The following is a 19,216-nucleotide window of genomic DNA, read 5'->3' on the forward strand; positions in this document are numbered from 1 at the left end:
GGCGGCCTATGACAACAATAACCTGTAGTACTTGCAAAGCCTGTTGCTGCCAGCTAGAAGTGATGCTTATCGCTGGTGACGACGATGTGCCGCCGCAATATATTGAACAAGACGCATGGGGCGGCGAGATTATGCATCGCCTTAGCGATGGCTGGTGCGCAGCGCTAAATCGGCAAACCATGCTTTGTACGATTTACGAGCAAAGGCCATGGATTTGCCGTGAGTATGAAGCGGGTGATTTTGATTGCATGGAGCAGAGAAAGCGTATTCCTTTGCTGCAAATTTAGCGCCTGCTCGCGTTAATCCTGAGGCAAGCTTTTTTCGACGCGCTGGTCTGGGATAAACCAAATCACCGCCACCGCAATATAAAGACCGATTGCAATCCATCTACTGACAAACGCAAGAGGAATCGCCGCCGCGTATAAAGTAACTGATAGCTTGCCTTTTCTATCTTTGCCCATTGCAATCGCCAATGGTGATTCATAGCCATGAATCTTAATCAAAATATGCATCATAATTGGCCAAGCAATGCCTGCCATCAATAGCACCACACCATAAAGCGCCACGGACAGAGGGGAGAAATGGCTTTCCTGCATCCAGCCCGTGGTGACCGGAATTAACGACAGCCAGAAAAGCAGGTGTAGATTGGCCCAAAGCACGCTGCCATTAATTCTCTGCACCATATGGAATAAATGGTGATGATTATTCCAGTAAATCCCTACCATGATAAAGCTAAAGATATAACCCAAAAAAATGGGGATCATTGGCAAAAGCACGCGGGCATCTTCGCCATGCGGCACTTTTAATTCTAATACCATGATGGTGATAATAATGGCGATCACCCCATCACTAAACGCCTCCAAACGTGTCTTCCCGATTGCCCCCATGATTTCCCCCTTATTTGTATATTGAAATGTCATTCTAGCTGGATTTCATTTTCCCAGCCTAGCCTAACTAGTGGTTTGCTATAGTTTTACTCAATAGTATTTAACAATGTTAATTATTTAAACTATCAATTAGACCTCAGTGAGTAGGGGCGTTAAGATGACTTCACTGCTTCACAAACAACACATTCACTAGCTAGGAGTAACACCATGTCTTTGATTAATAGCGAAATTAAACCATTTAAAGTTAACGCATACCATGCAGGTAAATTCACTTCGGTAAGCGAAGCCGATCTAAAAGGCAAGTGGTCGATTGTGTTCTTCTACCCAGCTGATTTTACTTTTGTTTGCCCTACCGAATTGGGCGACTTGGCTGATTTTTACCCAGAATTCCAAAAAATGGGTGTAGAGGTTTACTCGGTTTCTACCGATACCCAGTTCACTCACAAGGCTTGGCACGATACATCGGACACGATCAAAAAGATCAACTACCCGATGCTGGCTGACCCTACCGGCACACTGACCCGCAATTTTGATGTGATGATCGAAGAAGAAGGCCTGGCACTGCGCGGCACTTTCTTGATCAACCCAGAAGGCCAGATCAAGCTGTGCGAAATTCACGATAACGGCATTGGCCGCTCTGCTTCTGAGCTGATGCGCAAAGTGCAAGCCGCTCAATATATTGCAAAGCACCCAGGTGAAGTTTGTCCAGCTAAATGGCAACCAGGTGCTGCAACCTTGGCTCCATCGCTTGATTTAGTGGGTAAGATTTAATTAAACGCGTAGGGTGGGTTATACCCGCCCTACGATTATCGCTTTTATTGCAAAAGCACTTTCTTTATCAGCGCAAAGCGCTTTTTCAATAAAAACTATTCCGGAGAATTCACCATGCTTGAATCAAATATTAAATCCCAACTTGCTGCCTATTTAGAAAAACTGCAATTCCCCATTGAGCTGATTGCTTCTTTAGATGAAAGCAGCGCTGCGCTAGAGATGAAAAGCTTGCTGCAAGAAATCACCGAGCTTTCAGACAAAATCACCCTGCGCTTTGATGATGCTGCGTTGAAACCTTCCTTTGGCATTGCACGTATTGGGGAAGAGGCCCGTGTGCGTTTTGCTGGGATTCCGATGGGGCATGAGTTTACTTCCTTGGTGCTGGGCCTGCTGCAAGTTGGTGGGCATCCGCCCAAGATTGAAGCAGCGCTGATTGAGCAAATTAAAGCTTTGCCTGGCGAGCTGCGTTTTGAAACTTTTATTTCGCTGACCTGCCAAAATTGCCCAGAAGTGGTGCAATCGCTGAATTTACTAGCGGTGCTTAATCCAAAGATTAGCCATGTGATGATTGATGGTGCGCTGTATCAAGATGAAGTGAATGCTAGGCAAATTATGTCCGTGCCTTCGGTTTATCTCAATGGCGAGGCTTTTGGTCAAGGCCGGATGGGCGTAGAAGAAATTGTTGCCAAGCTCGATACCGGCTCGTTAGAGCGTCAGGCTGAAGTGATCACTGCTAAAGCACCGTTCGATTTGCTGGTGATTGGTGGTGGACCCGCTGGCGCAGCGGCTGCTGTTTACGCAGCACGTAAAGGGATTCGTACCGGCGTGGTGGCCGAGCGCTTTGGTGGGCAAGTGCTTGACACTATGAGTATCGAAAATTTTATCTCGGTACAAGAAACCGAAGGGCCAAAGCTGGTCACCGCATTAGAGCAGCACGTGAAGCAATACGATGTGGATATTATTAATCTGCAACGCGCCGAATCGCTGAGCCTAGATGAAAATGGCATTAGCCAGATTCGCCTTGCTAGTGGCGCTACCTTAAAAAGCAAATCGGTGATTATTGCGACCGGTGCACGCTGGCGCGAAATGAATGTGCCAGGTGAAAAAGAATACCGTGGTCGAGGCGTTGCATATTGCCCGCATTGCGATGGGCCACTATTTAAAGGCAAACGCATAGCGGTAGTGGGGGGAGGCAATTCTGGCGTTGAAGCCGCCATTGATCTGGCTGGGATTGTAGAGCACGTTACCCTGCTGGAGTTCGGTAGCGAGCTACGCGCCGATGCGGTGTTGCAGAAAAAACTTTATAGCCTGCCCAATGTGGTGGTGCTGAAACAAGCGCAAACTACATCCGTATTGGGCGATGGGCAAAAGGTCAGCGGCCTGCAATATACCGATCGCCAAACAGGTGAATCGCATCAAGTCGACTTAGCAGGAATCTTTGTGCAAATTGGCTTGCTGCCGAATACCGATTGGCTAAAAGGCACGCTTGAATTAAGTAAACATGGCGAAATTGAGGTTGATAACCGTGGGCAAACTTCTTTAGCTGGGGTGTTTGCCGCAGGGGATGTCACTACCGTGCCCTTCAAGCAAATCGTGATTGCGATGGGCGATGGTGCAAAAGCATCGCTGGGCGCGTTTGATTACTTGATGCGTCATTAAAATGTAGGGTGGGCACATTTTTGTGCCCACCCTACAAGTTTTACTTCTTCAGCCAGCCTTCAATTTTGCCAATAATTTCTTTATCGTCTGGTTCGGTGACTGAGCTGTAGGCATTGACTGTTTTGCCATCTGGGGCGATTAAATATTTGTAGAAGTTCCACTTGGGCGAGGTGTCAGAGGCGGTGGTGAGTCTTTTAAACAGCGGGTTTGCGTCTGAGCCGCGTACGCTGGATTTCTCTAGCATGGGGAATTCTACAAAGTAGGTGAGTTTACAAAAATCGCCGATTTCTTTGTTATCGGCTAGTTCTTGTTTGAAGTCATTGGATGGAAAGCCCACCACTAGTAATCCTTGCTCTTTGTATTTGGCGTAGATTTTTTCTAGTTTTTCAAATTGCGGAGTAAAGCCGCATTTACTGGCGGTATTCACCACCAGTATTGGCTTGCCGTTATAGGCGCATAAATCAAATGGTTTGCCTTGCAGCGTTTTGCTTTGAAAATCGAGTAAGGGCGGGCAGGCAGCGCTGCTGATGCCACTGACGAGTAAAAGTAATAGTGCACGCATGGTGTTTCCTCGCCGTAGGTGTATTCGCAGGCATCAGTATAAGCCTGATGCCTGCGTAAAAGGCACGGCATGCCGCGCCTTGCATGGTTTATTTCTTGCAGCTACCTAAGTCCTGCCATACACCCCACTGACCGCTTTTTGCTGGTTCCTCACCAGTAGTCCACCATTTATTCTGATAGTTATGCAGATTCTGGCTGACTTTGGTATTGACCGTGGCATAAGTATTGGCAGCTTTCCAATCCGGTGCGCAGCTTGTGGACGGCGTAGGCGTTGGCACTGGTGTTGGCACTGGTGTTGGCACTGGTGTTGGTACAGGTGTTGGTACTGGAGTCGGCACGGGGGTTGGAACAATGACTCCACTGATATCCACTTTAAAGGTGTATTCACCATTATTGCGGGCGTAAACGCGATTATCCTGCACAGATTTAACCGGCGATACGCTGCCATTGGTGGCCAGTACCCCCACGCTAATATAGCGTGAGCTGATATTGACCTTCTGGGCTAGATAGAAAGGCCAGTTTGCTGCCAGCGCGGTATTTTCGCCGGTTTGGGTGTCGTAGCCGGTGGTAATGGAGAAGCTTTCTACGTCGCGGCCATCTTTATCAAATAGACGGAAAGTGATTTTGCTATCGGCTTTTAAATCCTGCTGAGCACGGATTTGTCCTAGCTCCTTATAGGTAGAAAGGCCTCCGGAGAAATTGACATCCGAGCAGGAGTAAAACGCTTCAGCACTGTCGCTGCGCTGCCACACATTATAAATAATATGCACACCGGTTTTTTTAGGCAGCGGGCAGCTGAGTGTGTATTTTTTATCTATGGCTGCCGTATTGCCCAGCGTGCAAAACGGCGTGTCTTCTAGATCAGACCAAGCCAGTGTTTTGTTTGGGTTCCAGCCATCTTTGGTAATAAAAAACTGCCAGTTGCGCGTTTGGTGGGGTGCTGGTGCGGTGTAGATAAAATCGAATTGGCCATTGGCATCGGCGGCGATCGGTGTGGCTGGCCAATCGCTGCGGGCCAGATTCATGCCTGCGTAATTAGATTTACCCCCTGCACAGAGTTGGCCATCAGGAACAAAGGCTTGGTGATTGCCGTTTGGCAGTTGGTTTACACCTGACCAGTCGTAGAGCATTTGTGGGCCAGATGTAGCCACAGCAGCTTGGCAGGCCGCAGATTTAGGGTTTTCAGGGCCTTCTTTAGAACAGCTTAAAATGCGGCTTATCGGAACTTCCATACTGCCGTGAGTACTGGCAAGTGGCGATAGCAGGCTGGCCAGCAGGGCGGGTAGGGCGTATTTATTCATTGTTGTCTCATCCATCGTTATTGAAAGGGAATCTCTGATCTCTGTCAGATGATTTTTTGAAAGCATTAAAAACATTAAATTGGGTTTATTTTGATAAAAATAGTAAAAATTTATTACATTGAGTGTTTGTTGAGGCGAATGAGTAACAAATCGGGTGCTGTCCAAATTTGTTTAGGTTTTGGATCAACGCTGGGCGATGCACAAAGCGCGGAGCTTAAGTTTGTGGCGGGTACAGGCCCAACTGGCTGAGCGCATTGCAGCTTTGCTGGAAGAGCGAGTTAAGCGTAGCTATTTGCTCCGGCAGCTCGGTGGCTGAGGTGTTATTTTCTAGCTCAGCCAGCATGGCTCCAAGCGGCATGGCACCTATGGTTAGGGCGATGGCTTTTAGGCGATGGCTTTCTTCTTGTATCTTAAGAAAATCTTTGTTGATAAAAGCTTGATTCAGTGTTCCTAGCCCTTCATGGACAGCACTGACAAACTTCTCACAATATTTTTGTTGCCGCTCGATGTTGCTGCCTAGCATATTCTCTAGCTCTGTGAGATCGATAAGCACTTGGTTTGGTGTGTTTTCTAATGGTACTTGAGGGGTGGGCTGGGGCTGAGTGATGTTTAGCCCTAGCCCTAGCCCTAGGCATTCGGCTACGGTGTGGTACAGTTTTTCGGCCTGCACCGGTTTGGCAATAAAATGATTCATCCCCGCATTACTACAATGCTGCTGGTATTCCGGCGAGATATTCGCGGTCATGGCGATAATAGGTATTTGATCAAAGGCAGGGTTTTGCCTGAGTAGTTGGCAGGCGGTAATGCCATCCATTTCAGGCATTTGTACATCAAGTAAAATAAGATCAAATACAGACTCACTGCTTAGGCGCATCACTTCAAGACCATTATTGGCGATCACAACTTCGGCCCCCATTAGCTCTAATAGCTCGCTGCCTATTTGTTGATTAAAAGGGTGGTCATCGGCTAGCAAAATACGTTTGCCACTTAAGAAGTGCGCTGCTTGGCTTAAAGGAGGCGGGGCTAAAGCTAGTGGGGCATGTGCGGCGGGTAATTGCAGCTGAAAGCTAAACTCACTGCCTATCCCCAGCTGGCTTTGCAGGCTCAACTCTCCCCCCATTAATTGGACTAACTCACGGCTAATGACTAGCCCCAGCCCAGTGCCACCGTATTTTCGGGTAATTGAATTATCTGCTTGCTGAAAGGAGTTAAATAACTGCGTTTGCGCTGCCGCTGAAATCCCAATGCCACTGTCGATGATGCAAAATAGCAGCGTGTCACCTTTGGCTTTTATGTTGAGGCTGACATGCCCTTTTGCTGTAAATTTAATGGCGTTGCTGAGTAAATTCAGCAAAACTTGTTTGAGACGCAAATCATCGCCATGTAGATAATCAGGGATGTGCTGCTCGATATTAATATTGAGCTGTAGGCCTTTTTCCTCGGCTTTAAGCCGCAGTAGCTCTTCAATCTGTGCGATTAATTTAGCTAGGGCAAAGTCTTGCGGATTGAGCTCTAGCTTGCCCGCTTCAATTTTAGAAAAATCCAGCACATCATTCATTAGTTCTAAAAGATGCGTTCCAGAGTGCGTGATTTTTTCTAAATAGCCTCGCTGCTTGGGGTTTAGCGCGGTGAGCTGAGCAAGCTGAGCCATGCCTAACACGCTATTGAGCGGGGTACGAATTTCATGGCTCATATTTGTTAAAAAGGTGCTTTTAGCCTGATTGGCTTGTTCGGCCTGCAATTTAGCGGCTTCTAGCGCTTGAGTGCGCTCAATGACGCGCAGCTCTAGGGTTGCGGTAAATTGTATGAGTGCATCATCGAGTGCTTTGCGCTCCGTAGTATCACGGATCATGGCGGTAAATACCGGGTTGCCATTGTTTTCTAGATAAGAAATGGTGACATCGGCCGGAAAGATCCTACCGTCCGCTTTGCGGCCCTCTACGGAGCGTACCGATCGGCCATGCATTTGCCTTGGATTACTATCTATGTTTGCAAAGTGATGCATCTGTTGGCGGAGGCCAGATGCCAGAGCTAGGGGGATGAGGGCTTCAATGGGGTGGCCCAAGATATCTTGCTGGGCGTAGCCAAACATTTCTTCTGCAGCACCGTTAAACAAAATAATATTGAATGCTGCATCGGTACTGATAATGGCATCCATCGCCGTTTCTATCATTCCCTTTAGTTGTGCCTGCTGAGCAAGTAGGGCGGCATCAGCGTTTTTGCGGGTGGTGATATCGCGGGTAATACCAATGAAATAGCTGATGATGCCTTGCTGATTAAGCACAGGAGTGATAATTAAGTCATTCCAAAAAATACTGCCATCTTGGCGGTAATTTATAATTTCCCCCGCAAACGGCTGGCCTTGCTCTAAAGCGCTACGGATCTGGCTAATGGTTTGCAGATCTGTTTGAGGCCCTTGGAGAAACCGGCAGTTTTTGTTAATAAAATCTTCACGCTGATAGCCGGTAATGCTGAGCAAAGCGTCATTGACTGAAATAATTTTTTGCTCAGCATTACTAATGATCACCCCTTGAGAAATAGATTTTAGAATAAGGTCACTGAGTTTTAATTGCTCCTGTCCCCGCTTAATTGTGCTGATATCTGTCAGTAATACAAAAAAGCCTTTTAGTACACCATCCGTTTTATCTGCAATATATTGCACCAGTAGATGGGTTGTTTCCCCTGCGCTATCTATACCGTTGCGCTCGTAGCATTGGTTTTCTCCATTAAGTGCGGCGCTGACATAGCTGTTTATTGTTTTAAATAAGGCACCATCTAGCAAGTCCTGCATTTGGATGTTTTGCATCTGTTCTGGCGAGCGATTAAAAAGTGTGGCGTAAGATTTATTAGCAAATGCGCAGTGCAAGCTGGGTGTCCAGTAAGACACCATACAGGGAATATTTTCTGTGATAGCACGGATAAAGTACTCACTTTGTTTCAGCGCATCTTCACGCTCCGCCAGCGTTTTAAGTAGCAGGTTAAAGCTGCCGAGCAGTTGGCCGATTTCATCGTTATGATGAATCGGCAAGGCTTGCAAGGGTTGATCATTGCTGGCCATTCGGTTTAGGGCGCTGACGGCCGCACGCAATGGGCCCATTTGATGCCTTAATAGCCAAGCACTTAGCACGCTCGCTAGCAGTGTCATCAGCAGGGTAATCAAAAACATTCGCTGCTTCATGGCCTCAATAGGGGCAAAGGCTTCGTTTGTCGGTAGAGTCACGACGACATACCAATCTGCGGCAGTAATGCGCTTGGCGGAGATCAACACTTTTGTTTGGAGTGAAGTGACGGTTATGCCCGTGCCTTCTTCGCCAGCTGTAAATTGATCAATCAGTGGGCTCATCCCTAGCTCAGGGGTATGCGTCATAATCAGGCGTTTATCGGTAGCGCTTACAATGAGCTTATCTTTTGGGGCAATCAGTAGGTAACTGCCTGTTTTTCCATAGTTGTGCCCAATAAAGGTATCTAAAAAATTAGTCTGGGTAAGATCAATGACGCCTATCAGGCTGGCTATTACTTTGCCCTGAGCATTGCGTATAGGGGCTGTCATCACAAAAAATGGCCGGTGCTGCTTTCCCATAAAGGGGGCACTGATCGTGTTGCGATTATTGTTAAGCGTGGTGGTGATGAAATCGCTTTCGAGCTCGTGCTCTGCGTGTCGGCCAAGGAGGGAGGGGATGGATGCAGTGACAGCGCCCTTGGCTTGGGCAATAAATAGGCCGCCATTAAACAGCGTAAGCAGATAGCGGTTGTCTTCTAAATAGGATTGTAAGGCTGCGGCATTATTAAGCTTGATAGGGGGGATTTTAGTTGTAAAGTTGCTGAGTATATTGAGCCGTTCTTGTAGATCTTGGTTGATATGCGCGGCGGCGATGGAGGCGGTAGAGAATTGTTGGTCGCTAAGTAGGCGCTGCATATCCTGCTGCAGCATCCGCTGCGCATAAAATGCCTGTGCCCATAGGCTGATCACAAAAATGAGCAGAGTAAAAAGAGTCACTCTGGTACTGAGTGAGCTCAATGGCCAGTGCTTTGCCGTCATTACCGCTCCAGTTTCATCCGTCTGCACAGTAGCTCAGTGCTAAGTCCGAGAGCCTGCTCACCGCGTTTATGTTTTTGTAATCGTGTTTTGTAGTGCTTTAATGGCTTGGCTGAGTTGATCTTGAAAATCAGCATCGGCATGCAGGGTGTTGGAGACATCTTCTAGCCCGTAACGCACGATATCGATAAAAGATGTTTCTTGACGTTCTGTAAGCTGCAATCCAACCAAAGATGCTTCAATGCGCGCGGTGACGCTGTTTAAAATAATGGCAGCTGAAGCGCGGCCATTTCTTTGTTTTTCGTCGATATTGCTGAGTGCCATCGTCAGCGATTTAACGGTGGCGGCAATGGTAATATCGCGCTGTTTGGCTTGTAGCATGATGTTGAGGGCTTCGAGTCGATATTCTGTAAATTCGACTAAGATGGCTAAATTGTCGCGCAAGCGGCCACAGCGATCAGGATCATGCACGGGCATATTGCTGATAAAGGCACGACTATGCGGGTAGGTAATCGACATCCGGCTTTTAAATTGGGTGATGCGATCCATGCTCGACATATGGTGCATGATCGATACTTCTAGCGCACTGGCAGGCCCGCGCGCATTCACGGCGAGTGATTCATCATTGGGGAGAATCAGCTCAACGACGCTTTCCACCTCAAATAGTGCAAGGGCGTTGATCAGTGCCTTGGCCAGATCGAGCGGTGCGCTACAGTTGTTAAAATATTTGAGCCCTTCAATCAATAGCCCTGTTTCACTCATGCTCACCATCGCCAGCATGGCGGTATTGGTGGCGTATTGGGCCTGTGATTTTAATTGCTGGCGCTCTTCAATCAGCTGCAAAACATGGGCCACTTTAGCTTGCAGCACTCTAGGGTTAGCGGGTTTGAGCACAAAGTCTTCTCCCCCCACATCAAAGCCCTGCAGCCGGTCTTCAATGCCATCAAGGGCAGATAAAAACAATACTGGGGTGTCGCTGATATCAAAATCATCTTTGATCTGGCGGCATAATTCATAGCCATCCATTTCTGGCATTTTGACATCGGCCAATACCAGCTTGGGGTGTTGCTGCTGCGCCAACAGGAGGGCGGTTTTGCCATTTTCAGCGGTGATGACATTACACGTTTCGCTCAGAGCGTCGAAGATAAAATCCAGCATAAACAGATCATCATCAACGATGAGTACCAGTGGTTTGTCGTGATCATTCATAAAGTTAATCCTTAGCGGCTATTGGCTTTGGGAGGGTGGCTTTCCCACATTTGTTTCCATTGCATAAATTCAGTAGCAGGCATAGGGTGGCCAATCAGATAGCCTTGCACTTCATGGCAGCCAATGCTGGTCACTAAATTCCAGTCCGCTTGCGTTTCTACGCCTTCAGCAACAAGGTTTAGATTGAATTTTTGGCCCAAGTTAACGCTGTGCTCAAGAATGGTTTGAGCGGAGGGGTCTTGGGCGGCTCCACTAACAAAGGCTTTGTCTATTTTTAGCTCGGTAAATGGAATCTGAATCAGATGCTCCATGGTGGAAAACCCCGTACCAAAATCGTCTACAGACAAGCCAAATCCCATAATGCGTAAGCGGGTTAGAATATCTAGGCTCAGTACATAATCGTGCGAGAGCTGGGTCTCGGTAATTTCCAGCGTGATCAGCTCTGGGCTAATGCCACTGGCTTGGAGTATTTCATTAAATAAATCTGGTAGCTCCAAGCGATGCAGGTTTCCCATGGATACATTGATGGATAAGTGAATCTGCTCGCCCTGATCTAGCCACTGTCTTAATTGGAGGCTGGCGAGCTTAAATACACAGAGCGTGAATTCATCAATTAAGCCAAGCGCTTCGATAGCAGGGATAAACAATTGTGGGCCAAGTAGGCCGCGTTGAGGGTGCCGCCAACGCGCAAGGCTTTCGGCCCCTAGTACGCTGCGGTTACTGGTGGAGACCTTGGGTTGGAAATACAACTCCACCTCGCCATTCGCTAGGCCACGACGGAGCTCTTCTTCAAGCAGTTGCAGTTCTGGCTGGCGGCTTACGCTTGGTAACAAATCGTTTTTTACTGGGTTTTGCAGCAACATCTGAGCCAGTTGGTCTTTTTTGATGGGTTTGGTGAGTGTTCCACCTAGTTTTAGATTAAATGATTGGGCCAGCAGCACTACGGCTTTAAGTACTTGCTTATCCATCGCAGAAAGTATCGCGATATAGCCTTCATACTTAAGTAAGCCTAATTGCCGTAAAAAAGCGACTCCATCCATATCTGGCATTTGCAGATCGCAAAAAACCCAATCGGGCTGAGGCAGTTGAGCCAGTCTTTCTAAAGCGGCTTTGGCGCTTAAAAAAGGTAAAACTTGGGTGATGCCTGAATCATTTAAATGCTGCTCTATCACTTCCAGCATAAAGGCATCATCGTCGACCAAAAAGATGCAAAGCGAAGATTGGGTAGTTAGTGTTGGGGCTTGCCAGCTAGGCAGTGAGCTTATATCTAGCAAGCCAACCTGTTGCAAATACTCACAGGCTTCATTGAAAAGTTGCTGTAGTTTTTTAATATGCTCACAACGCTCGGCAGTGCTGTTTTGATCGTTTATTTTTTCCATTAAGGCCAGCTGATGACCAAGCAACATGGCCCCTATGGTGCGGGCGATTGATTTTAAGCGGTGGCATTCTGGGCCAATTGGCTGATTACTGCTGTGGGCTTGCCAGATGACGGCTATCCCTTCTTCAAACGATTGAGCAAATTTTTTACAATATTTACGCTGGCGATCGGGGTCATCGCCAAGCATGCTTTGCATTTCGGCAAGCTCTATTACACAGCTGGCGTGCTCTGTGATGTTCTCTGGCTCAGCTTGTGGCTTTTCGAGAAGGTCGGCGGGTTTAATTTCTGTCATTGCTTTGGCTTGCGGATCCAGCCAGTAAGCTAAGGTTTGGTACAGCTTCTCTGCCTGTACCGGTTTACCGATAAAATCATTCATGCCCGCATCTAGGCAGTTTTGCCGGTATTCCCCAGAGACATTCGCGGTCATGGCAATGATGGGAACATGGTTGAATTTTGGGTTTTTTCTGAGGGCTTTGCTGGCGCTAATGCCATCCATTTTGGGCATTTGCACATCCATTAAAATGGCATCAAAATGCCCTTCATTTGCCAGTTGTAGTGCTTTAATGCCATGGCTGGCGATAACGACCTCTGCGCCAACAATTTGTAATAGTTCTGCGCCAATTTGCTGATTAAAGGGGTGATCATCGGCCAGCAAAATGCGTTTCCCAGCCAGTAAATGCGGCTCCATACCTTGTTTATTAATATGCGGCGGTTGGATTAACGTTTGGATTTGCGGCAAGGTGAGGCTAAAAGTAAACTCGCTTCCCGAGCCTAGTTGACTCTGAACACTGATTTCTCCATCCATCAGCAGCACGAGCTGGCTACTGATCGCTAACCCAAGGCCGGTGCCTCCATATTTACGGGTAATGGAGTTATCTGCCTGTTGAAAAGACTGAAATAACTGCGCTTGTGCACTGAGCGAAATACCAATTCCAGTATCTTTAATGCTGAAAATAATCTGACTATCTGGGGCTTGGCTGATCGTTAGTGTGATTTTTCCATCTTCTGTAAATTTGATTGCATTGCTTAGCAAATTTATCAACACCTGTTTGATTCGCAGATCATCGCCTTGCAAATACAGTGGAACTGCGGCCCCAATGACAATATGGAGCTGTAGGCCTTTTTCTTCGACTTTTTGCTGGATTAACTCTCGAACATTATTGATCAGCTCAGGCAGTGAAAAATCATGATGGCTAATTTCTAGCTTGCCCGCTTCAATTTTAGAGAAGTCCAAAATGTCGTTAATCAAATCAAGCAGGTGGTTAGCAGATAGGGTAATTTTGTGTAGGTAATCCCCTTGCTTGGTATTTAAAGTGGTGAGTTGGGCTAAATGAGCCATGCCTAATACACTATTAAGTGGGGTGCGAATTTCATGGCTCATATTGGCTAGAAAAGCACTTTTTGCTTGATTGGCATCTTCCGCCCGTAGCTTGGCGGTTTCTAATTCTTGGGTACGTTCAATAACCCGCTGCTCTAAGGTGTTAGTTAATTGTAATAGGCTGGTTTCATACGCTAACCTATCCGTAATATTGCGTACCATTGCGGTGTAAATGGGGTTACCAAAATTCTCTAAGTAAGAAATCGACACTTCGATTGGAAACTCATTGCCATCGGCGCGTGTGCCCATCACTTGGCGAGCCGCGCTTCCCCCCATTTTTCTATGCCCTTCACCTTGGGCTCCAAATTGATGCATTAATTCGCGGTGCTTAGCCACAAGCTTGATGGGGATGAGCACTTCAATAGGGCAACCCAGCATTTGTCTGGCTGGATAGCCAAACATGTTTTCTGCGGCTTGATTAAATAAAATGATATTGAATTCGGCATCGGTGTTGATAATGGCATCCATAGCCGAATCAATCATGCCTGCCAATTGGGCTTGGCTGGCTGACAGTGCATTTTCATTATCCTTGCGCTCGGTAATATCATGAACCGTGCCGAGGACTTGCAGCGGTAAGCCCTTATCATCCCGCGCCACCACCACTCCTCGTTCAACGATCCATTTCCACTTTCCCTCTTTATTGCAAATCCGATATTCATGTCTGAAAAAGGGCGTTGAGCCTTGTAAATGCGCTTGTATATTGCTGATTACGCGAAGAAAATCGTCTGGGTGTACGCGGTTTTTCCACTCGTTGTAATGATTGCTGATTTCATCTTCGCTAAAACCCAGCATTTCTTTCCAGCGACGGCTGTAAAAAATCGTATCTGAGCTGAGATCCCAATCCCACAGCCCAGCGCCTGAGCCTTCAATTGCAAATTGCCAGCGGCTTTCGCTTGCTTTACGCTCGCTGATATCCTGAATACTTACCGGCACAATCCGTGCTTCTTCTGCCGTAGAGGGAATCGGGTAGGAAAGCCGTGCCTGAAAGGCTTTGCCATGTAGGGTTTTTAAATTGATTTCACTACGAAAAACGGTGTCACCACGCCAAAAAGCAAGAAGCTCCTGCCGTATCACTGCTAATGCATTCTCGCCAAATAAAGAGGAAAACCCCTCTATAAATTCTTCTTTGCTTTGACCATCAAACAAGACGAGCGTGGCGGGGTTGATATCAATGACGCGAATCATGCTGATCATATTGAGCAAGGCCGCAGGTGTTTGATCAAGGTAGGTGGCAAGATCGGTAATGCCTGCTTCGCGCAAAGTGGTGATATGGCTTAGCAGGGCGGTCATATCTTGGTTCCAGATCGATAGATCGGCATTATCAAACAACTGCCGGTAGCGCTGGGCCCGTTCTTGTAATTCACTTTTTTGTTGATAAAGCTCGCTTAAATCAACCAGGGTAATGAGCAGCGCTTCACTTTGCTCAAAAGGAAAAACAGCGCGGCTAGCTGTTACGGTTTTATAGCTGCCATCTTTGCAGCAAATACGTAGCTCTAAGGTAGGAAATACCTCGTTTTTAGCCAGTTGAGTGGGATATTGGCTTTGTTCTATTACCCAATGCCGGTAATCAGGATCTGGATAAGCTTGTTTTAGCCAGTCTTCTAGTTTGGGCACATCCGCTAAGCAATAGCCAAATGTGCGGCTAAAGGCGGGATTGAGATAAATGGCTTGGTGCTGAGTGTCGTAAATAATTTTGGGGATCGGCGAAGCTTTAATCAGAGTATAAAAAGTACCTGCATCTTGTTCTTCTAGATGGCTGGTATGGGGCAGCGTGAGATCTTCAACACTACCGATATAGCTAACTACTCCGCTTTGCTCGTCTATAAGTGGTTGCGCTTTTGAGCGAACATAGCGCTGATCTTGAGCTGAGGGCAAGATGCGAAAGCACATTTCAAAATGATCTTGAGTGCTGAGCGTTTTAAGCCATTGCTCTTGCACGGTATGACGATCATCGGGGTGGATTTTTTTTAACCAGCCTAAGCCCGTGCACTCTGCAGCAGAAAGCTGAAATAGCGCTTGAAGGGCTAAGTTAGTGTAACTGTATTGCCCGCTGGCTTCGCTGAGGTAAACGCAGCTGGGGAGCTGGTCAATCAGTTTTGCTTGGACAAGATCAGGTAAAGTGCTAGGCATGAAGCAAGGCCCTCTCTGCGATACTTTTTATTCCTTCTCCTAGCTTAGGTTAGTCTTGGCAAGCGTCAAGCTAATTGTAATTTTTAAACGTGTATATTCTTTTTATTTTATTGTTTTTTATAAAAAATAAAGAAAGTTTTAAGTAATTTTTTGAAATTAAATGCTTGTTCTCTAGTATCTGTTGACGTTTTATTCGCAATTGTGAATGAAACGTTAACAGACACTAGTTGTGGGGCATAAAAAAACCCAGCAAGCTGGGTTTTTTTACAGAAGAAGTGTTATTTCTTTTTTTGCGGAGGTAGATCTGTACATACGCCTTTGAATACTTCGGCGGCCATACCAATCGATTCGCCCATGGTTGGGTGAGGATGGATGGTTTTGCCGATATCCACGGCATCGCAACCCATTTCGATCGCTAGGCAGATTTCACCGATCATATCGCCAGCGTGCGGGCCAACAATCGCGCCGCCGATGATTTGCTTGGTGTCTTGATCAAAGATCAATTTGGTAAAGCCTTCGTCACGGCCATTGGCAATGGCACGGCCAGATGCGGCCCATGGGAATACGCCTTTACCGTAGTTGATACCGTTTTTCTTGGCTTCATCTTCGGTAACACCCACCCAGGCGACTTCTGGATCGGTATAAGCCACGCCAGGAATTACGCGGGCATCAAAGAAGGCTTTATGATCGGCTGCGTTTTCAGCGGCAACGTGCGCTTCGTGTACGGCTTTGTGCGCCAGCATAGGCTGGCCAACTAAATCGCCAATCGCAAAAATATGCGGCACATTGGTGCGCATTTGATTGTCGACAGGGATAAAGCCGCGATCAGTGACGATCACACCGGCGTTTTCTGCGCCAACTTTGCCGCCGTTAGGCACACGGCCGGTAGCGTGGAGTACGAGGTCGTAGCATTGCGGCTCTTTTGGGGCGTTTTCGCCTTCAAAAGTGGCCCAAATACCATCTTCTTTAGCCTCTAGTGCGACGGTTTTGGTCTTGAGCATGATGTTGTCAAAGCGATGGGAATTCCATTTTTCCCATACTTTAACCAAGTCGCGATCAGCACCTTGCATCAGGCCGTCGAGCATTTCTACCACATCAAGGCGTGCGCCCAGTGTGGAGTAAACCGTGCCCATTTCTAGGCCAATAATCCCGCCACCCAAAATCAGCATGCGTTTTGGCACTGATTTGAGCTCCAGCGCGCCAGTTGAATCAACCACGCGTGGATCGTTCGGCACGAAAGGCAGCTTAAATACTGAAGAGCCAGCGGCAATAATCGCTTTCTGGAACTTGATGATTTTGGTCTCGCCAGTGACTTCTTTGCCATCACCCGAAGTGATTTGCACTTCCATATGGTGAGGATCAATAAAGCGCGCTATACCACGTACAAACTCAACTTTGCGCGCCTTGGCCATACCGGCTAAGCCCGTAGTTAGCTTACCAATGACTTTTTCTTTAAAGCCACGTAACGCGTCGATATCGATCTCTGGCTCGCCAAATTTAATCCCGTTGGCCGCTAGGTGTTTCACTTCGTCAATCACCGCCGCATTGTGTAGCAAGGCTTTAGAAGGAATACAACCGACGTTTAAACACACACCGCCCAGCTTAGAAAAACGCTCAACGACGATGGTTTTCATGCCAAGATCAGCAGCACGGAAAGCGGCGGAGTAGCCACCGGGGCCACCACCGAGTACCACCATTTCGCATTCATAGTCGGCAGCGCCGCTGTGGCTGCCAGCGACGGGGGCGGCTTGTAGTGCTGGGGCAGGAGCTGCTGAGCTTGGTGCTGGAGTAGCGGTTGCCGTTGCGGCTACTTCTAAAATCACCAGCAGGCTACCTTCAGAAACTTTACCGCCAACTGCAACTTTGACTTCTTTTACTACGCCAGCATGGGTGGAAGGCACTTCCATCGTCGCTTTATCGGTTTCTAGCGCAATCAAAGATTCTTCAACGGCCACCGTGTCGCCGACTTTAACGAAGACTTCGATGATATCCACATTGTCATGGCCACCGATATCGGGGACTTTAATTTCGATTAGATTGCTCATCATTTATTCCATTTGATCTGTGCAAGGGGCTGAACGTCTAAAAATTCTGTAGACACAGAGTACACAGAGCTTAAAAGCAGAACACGGAGAAAACCTTAATCTTTGTTTTTCTCTGTGTGCTCTGTGTTCTTATTTTTTCTCTGTGTCTACAGATCTTTGTCTGCTTACAACACCAAGCGGCGGATGTCGCTTAGGAGCTTGCCGAGTTGCACGGTGAAGCGGCCAGCCATTGCGCCGTCGATTACGCGGTGATCGAAGGACAGCGACAATGGGCACATCAGGCGAGGCACAAATTCTTGGCCATTCCAGATCGGCTTAACTTGGGATTTGCACACACCAAGAATCGCCACCTCAGGCGCGTTGACAATAGGCGTAAAGCTGGTGCCACCAATGCCGCCAAGGCTAGAAATGGTAAAGGTTGCGCCTTGCATATCGGTTGGCTTGAGTTTCCCTTCACGCGCTAAGGCGGAAAGGTCGGTCAATTCTTTGGCGATTTGCTTCAGGCCTTTTTGGTCGACATTTTTAATAACAGGTACAACCAAGCCATTTGGCGTGTCAGCTGCAAAGCCGATGTTGTAATACTGTTTTAAGATCAAATTGTCGCCATCGAGGCTGGCGTTGACGGTAGGGAAAGCTTTAAGCGCTTCAGCCGCGGCTTTAATAATAAAGGCCAGTGGCGAGAGCTTCATGCCGCTCTTTTCCCACTCTTTACCGATGGATTTGCGGAATTCTTCCAGCTCGGTGATATCGCATTCGTCGTTAAACGTCACATGCGGAATCACCACCCAGTTGCGGTGCAGATTAGCGCCAGATAGCTTCTGGATGCGGCTTAAAGGCTTGGTTTCGATTGGGCCAAACTTGGCAAAATCAACTTTTGGCCAAGGCAATAGATCAAGGCCAGAGCCTGTACCTGTTGATGCGGGCGCATTTGGCGCTGCAGCTTGGCCGCTCATGATGGATTTCACATAAGCTTGTACATCGCCATGCAAGATACGGCCCTTAGGCCCAGTGCCGGTGATGCGGCCCAGATCAACGCCCAATTCACGCGCAAAGCTGCGAATCGAAGGCGATGCATGGGATTTTTTGAAGCTGGCTTCGTCAACTGTACGCGCTGCTGCTGCCGGAGCTGCAACGGGACCAGGCGCTGCAACTGGAGTCGGAGCCGCCACGCTAGCAGATGCAGCCACAGGTGCTGCGGCAGCTGATGAAGCAGTGCCTTTCAGTACCAGAATCAAGCCACCTTCGCTGATTTTGTCGCCTACTTTGAGCGTGATGCTTTCAACCACACCCGCTTCAGGGGACGGTACTTCCATCGAGGCTTTGTCGGTTTCTAGCGTGATCAGTGATTGTTCTTTCTCAACCACATCGCCGACTTTTACAAACACTTCAATCACATCAACTGCATCGTGGCCACCGATATCCGGTACGCGCACTTCGATGCTGCTGGCAACGCTGGCTACGGGAGCCGCAGCCGGTGCTGGAGCAGCTACAGGAGCAGGCGCAGGCGCAGCTGCAACGGTAGCCGCAGCAGGTGCAGCTGCACTGGCGGTATCTGCAGCTTCTAGCAGTAAAACAATGCTGCCTTCAGACGCTTTATCGCCAATTTTAATCTTCATTTCTTTTACTACACCGGCGTGGGTCGATGGCACTTCCATCGTTGCCTTGTCGGTTTCGAGTGTAATCAGTGATTGCTCTACTTCAATGGTATCGCCAACTTTTACAAAAACCTCGATCACTTCAACGCCCTCGTGGCCGCCGATGTCGGGGATTTTTACTTCAATCAATGTGCTCATATATACGAATCCTGTGAGGGGTATGGAGTGAGAGGGGAGAAGGGACGAATCCCTTCTCCTTGTCTTTT

General features: G+C 47.8%; 11 protein-coding genes. 3 read left to right on the forward strand and 8 right to left on the reverse strand.

Annotated elements, in window-relative coordinates:
- Nucleotides 1-8 precede the first annotated feature (8 nt).
- Nucleotides 9-287 carry a YkgJ family cysteine cluster protein gene (locus tag C1H71_RS12025; RefSeq protein ID WP_130106753.1) on the forward strand — a complete coding sequence of 93 codons (279 nt, stop codon included), beginning with the start codon at nucleotides 9-11 and terminating at the stop codon, nucleotides 285-287.
- A gap of 12 nt (nucleotides 288-299) precedes the next feature.
- On the opposite strand, the gene C1H71_RS12030 is transcribed toward C1H71_RS12025, so the two are convergent.
- Nucleotides 300-887: a TMEM175 family protein gene (locus tag C1H71_RS12030; RefSeq protein WP_262488283.1), complete on the reverse strand. Its 588-nt coding sequence runs from the start codon at nucleotides 885-887 to the stop codon at nucleotides 300-302.
- Between the two features lie 207 nt (nucleotides 888-1,094).
- On the opposite strand from C1H71_RS12030, the gene ahpC reads away from it, so the two are divergent.
- Together ahpC and ahpF are read left to right on the forward strand one after the other, a co-directional pair.
- Nucleotides 1,095-1,658: an alkyl hydroperoxide reductase subunit C gene (gene ahpC / locus C1H71_RS12035; protein WP_130106754.1), complete on the forward strand. Its 564-nt coding sequence runs from the start codon at nucleotides 1,095-1,097 to the stop codon at nucleotides 1,656-1,658.
- 114 nt (nucleotides 1,659-1,772) lie between these two features.
- A complete protein-coding gene (ahpF, locus tag C1H71_RS12040; protein WP_130106755.1) occupies nucleotides 1,773-3,317 on the forward strand; it encodes an alkyl hydroperoxide reductase subunit F in 1,545 nt (514 codons plus the stop codon).
- Between the two features lie 40 nt (nucleotides 3,318-3,357).
- Here ahpF and C1H71_RS12045 read toward each other — a convergent pair whose 3' ends face one another.
- From C1H71_RS12045 to aceF, 7 genes are all read right to left on the reverse strand, one after another.
- Nucleotides 3,358-3,879, reverse strand: a complete 522-nt coding sequence (locus C1H71_RS12045) for a glutathione peroxidase (RefSeq protein ID WP_130106756.1) — start codon at nucleotides 3,877-3,879, stop codon at nucleotides 3,358-3,360.
- 88 nt (nucleotides 3,880-3,967) lie between these two features.
- Nucleotides 3,968-5,179: a lytic polysaccharide monooxygenase gene (locus tag C1H71_RS12050; RefSeq protein WP_130106757.1), complete on the reverse strand. Its 1,212-nt coding sequence runs from the start codon at nucleotides 5,177-5,179 to the stop codon at nucleotides 3,968-3,970.
- A gap of 214 nt (nucleotides 5,180-5,393) precedes the next feature.
- Complete coding sequence (locus tag C1H71_RS12055) at nucleotides 5,394-9,218, reverse strand: PAS domain S-box protein (RefSeq protein WP_130106758.1); 3,825 nt, start codon at nucleotides 9,216-9,218, stop codon at nucleotides 5,394-5,396.
- Nucleotides 9,219-9,284: 66 nt separating this feature from the next.
- Nucleotides 9,285-10,424 carry a response regulator gene (locus C1H71_RS12060; protein ID WP_130106759.1) on the reverse strand — a complete coding sequence of 380 codons (1,140 nt, stop codon included), beginning with the start codon at nucleotides 10,422-10,424 and terminating at the stop codon, nucleotides 9,285-9,287.
- An 11-nt stretch (nucleotides 10,425-10,435) separates the two neighbouring features.
- Nucleotides 10,436-15,310 (reverse strand): EAL domain-containing protein, encoded by a 4,875-nt coding sequence (locus C1H71_RS12065; RefSeq protein ID WP_130106760.1) that lies wholly within the window; start codon nucleotides 15,308-15,310, stop codon nucleotides 10,436-10,438.
- Between the two features lie 278 nt (nucleotides 15,311-15,588).
- Nucleotides 15,589-17,355: a dihydrolipoyl dehydrogenase gene (gene lpdA / locus C1H71_RS12070; protein WP_130108218.1), complete on the reverse strand. Its 1,767-nt coding sequence runs from the start codon at nucleotides 17,353-17,355 to the stop codon at nucleotides 15,589-15,591.
- Nucleotides 17,356-17,519: 164 nt separating this feature from the next.
- Nucleotides 17,520-19,148, reverse strand: a complete 1,629-nt coding sequence (aceF, locus tag C1H71_RS12075) for a dihydrolipoyllysine-residue acetyltransferase (protein ID WP_130106761.1) — start codon at nucleotides 19,146-19,148, stop codon at nucleotides 17,520-17,522.
- Between the last annotated feature and the right edge of the window lie 68 nt (nucleotides 19,149-19,216).

Origin of the sequence: Iodobacter fluviatilis (assembly GCF_004194535.1) — a bacterium.
Taxonomy (GTDB): domain Bacteria; phylum Pseudomonadota; class Gammaproteobacteria; order Burkholderiales; family Chitinibacteraceae; genus Iodobacter; species Iodobacter fluviatilis_A.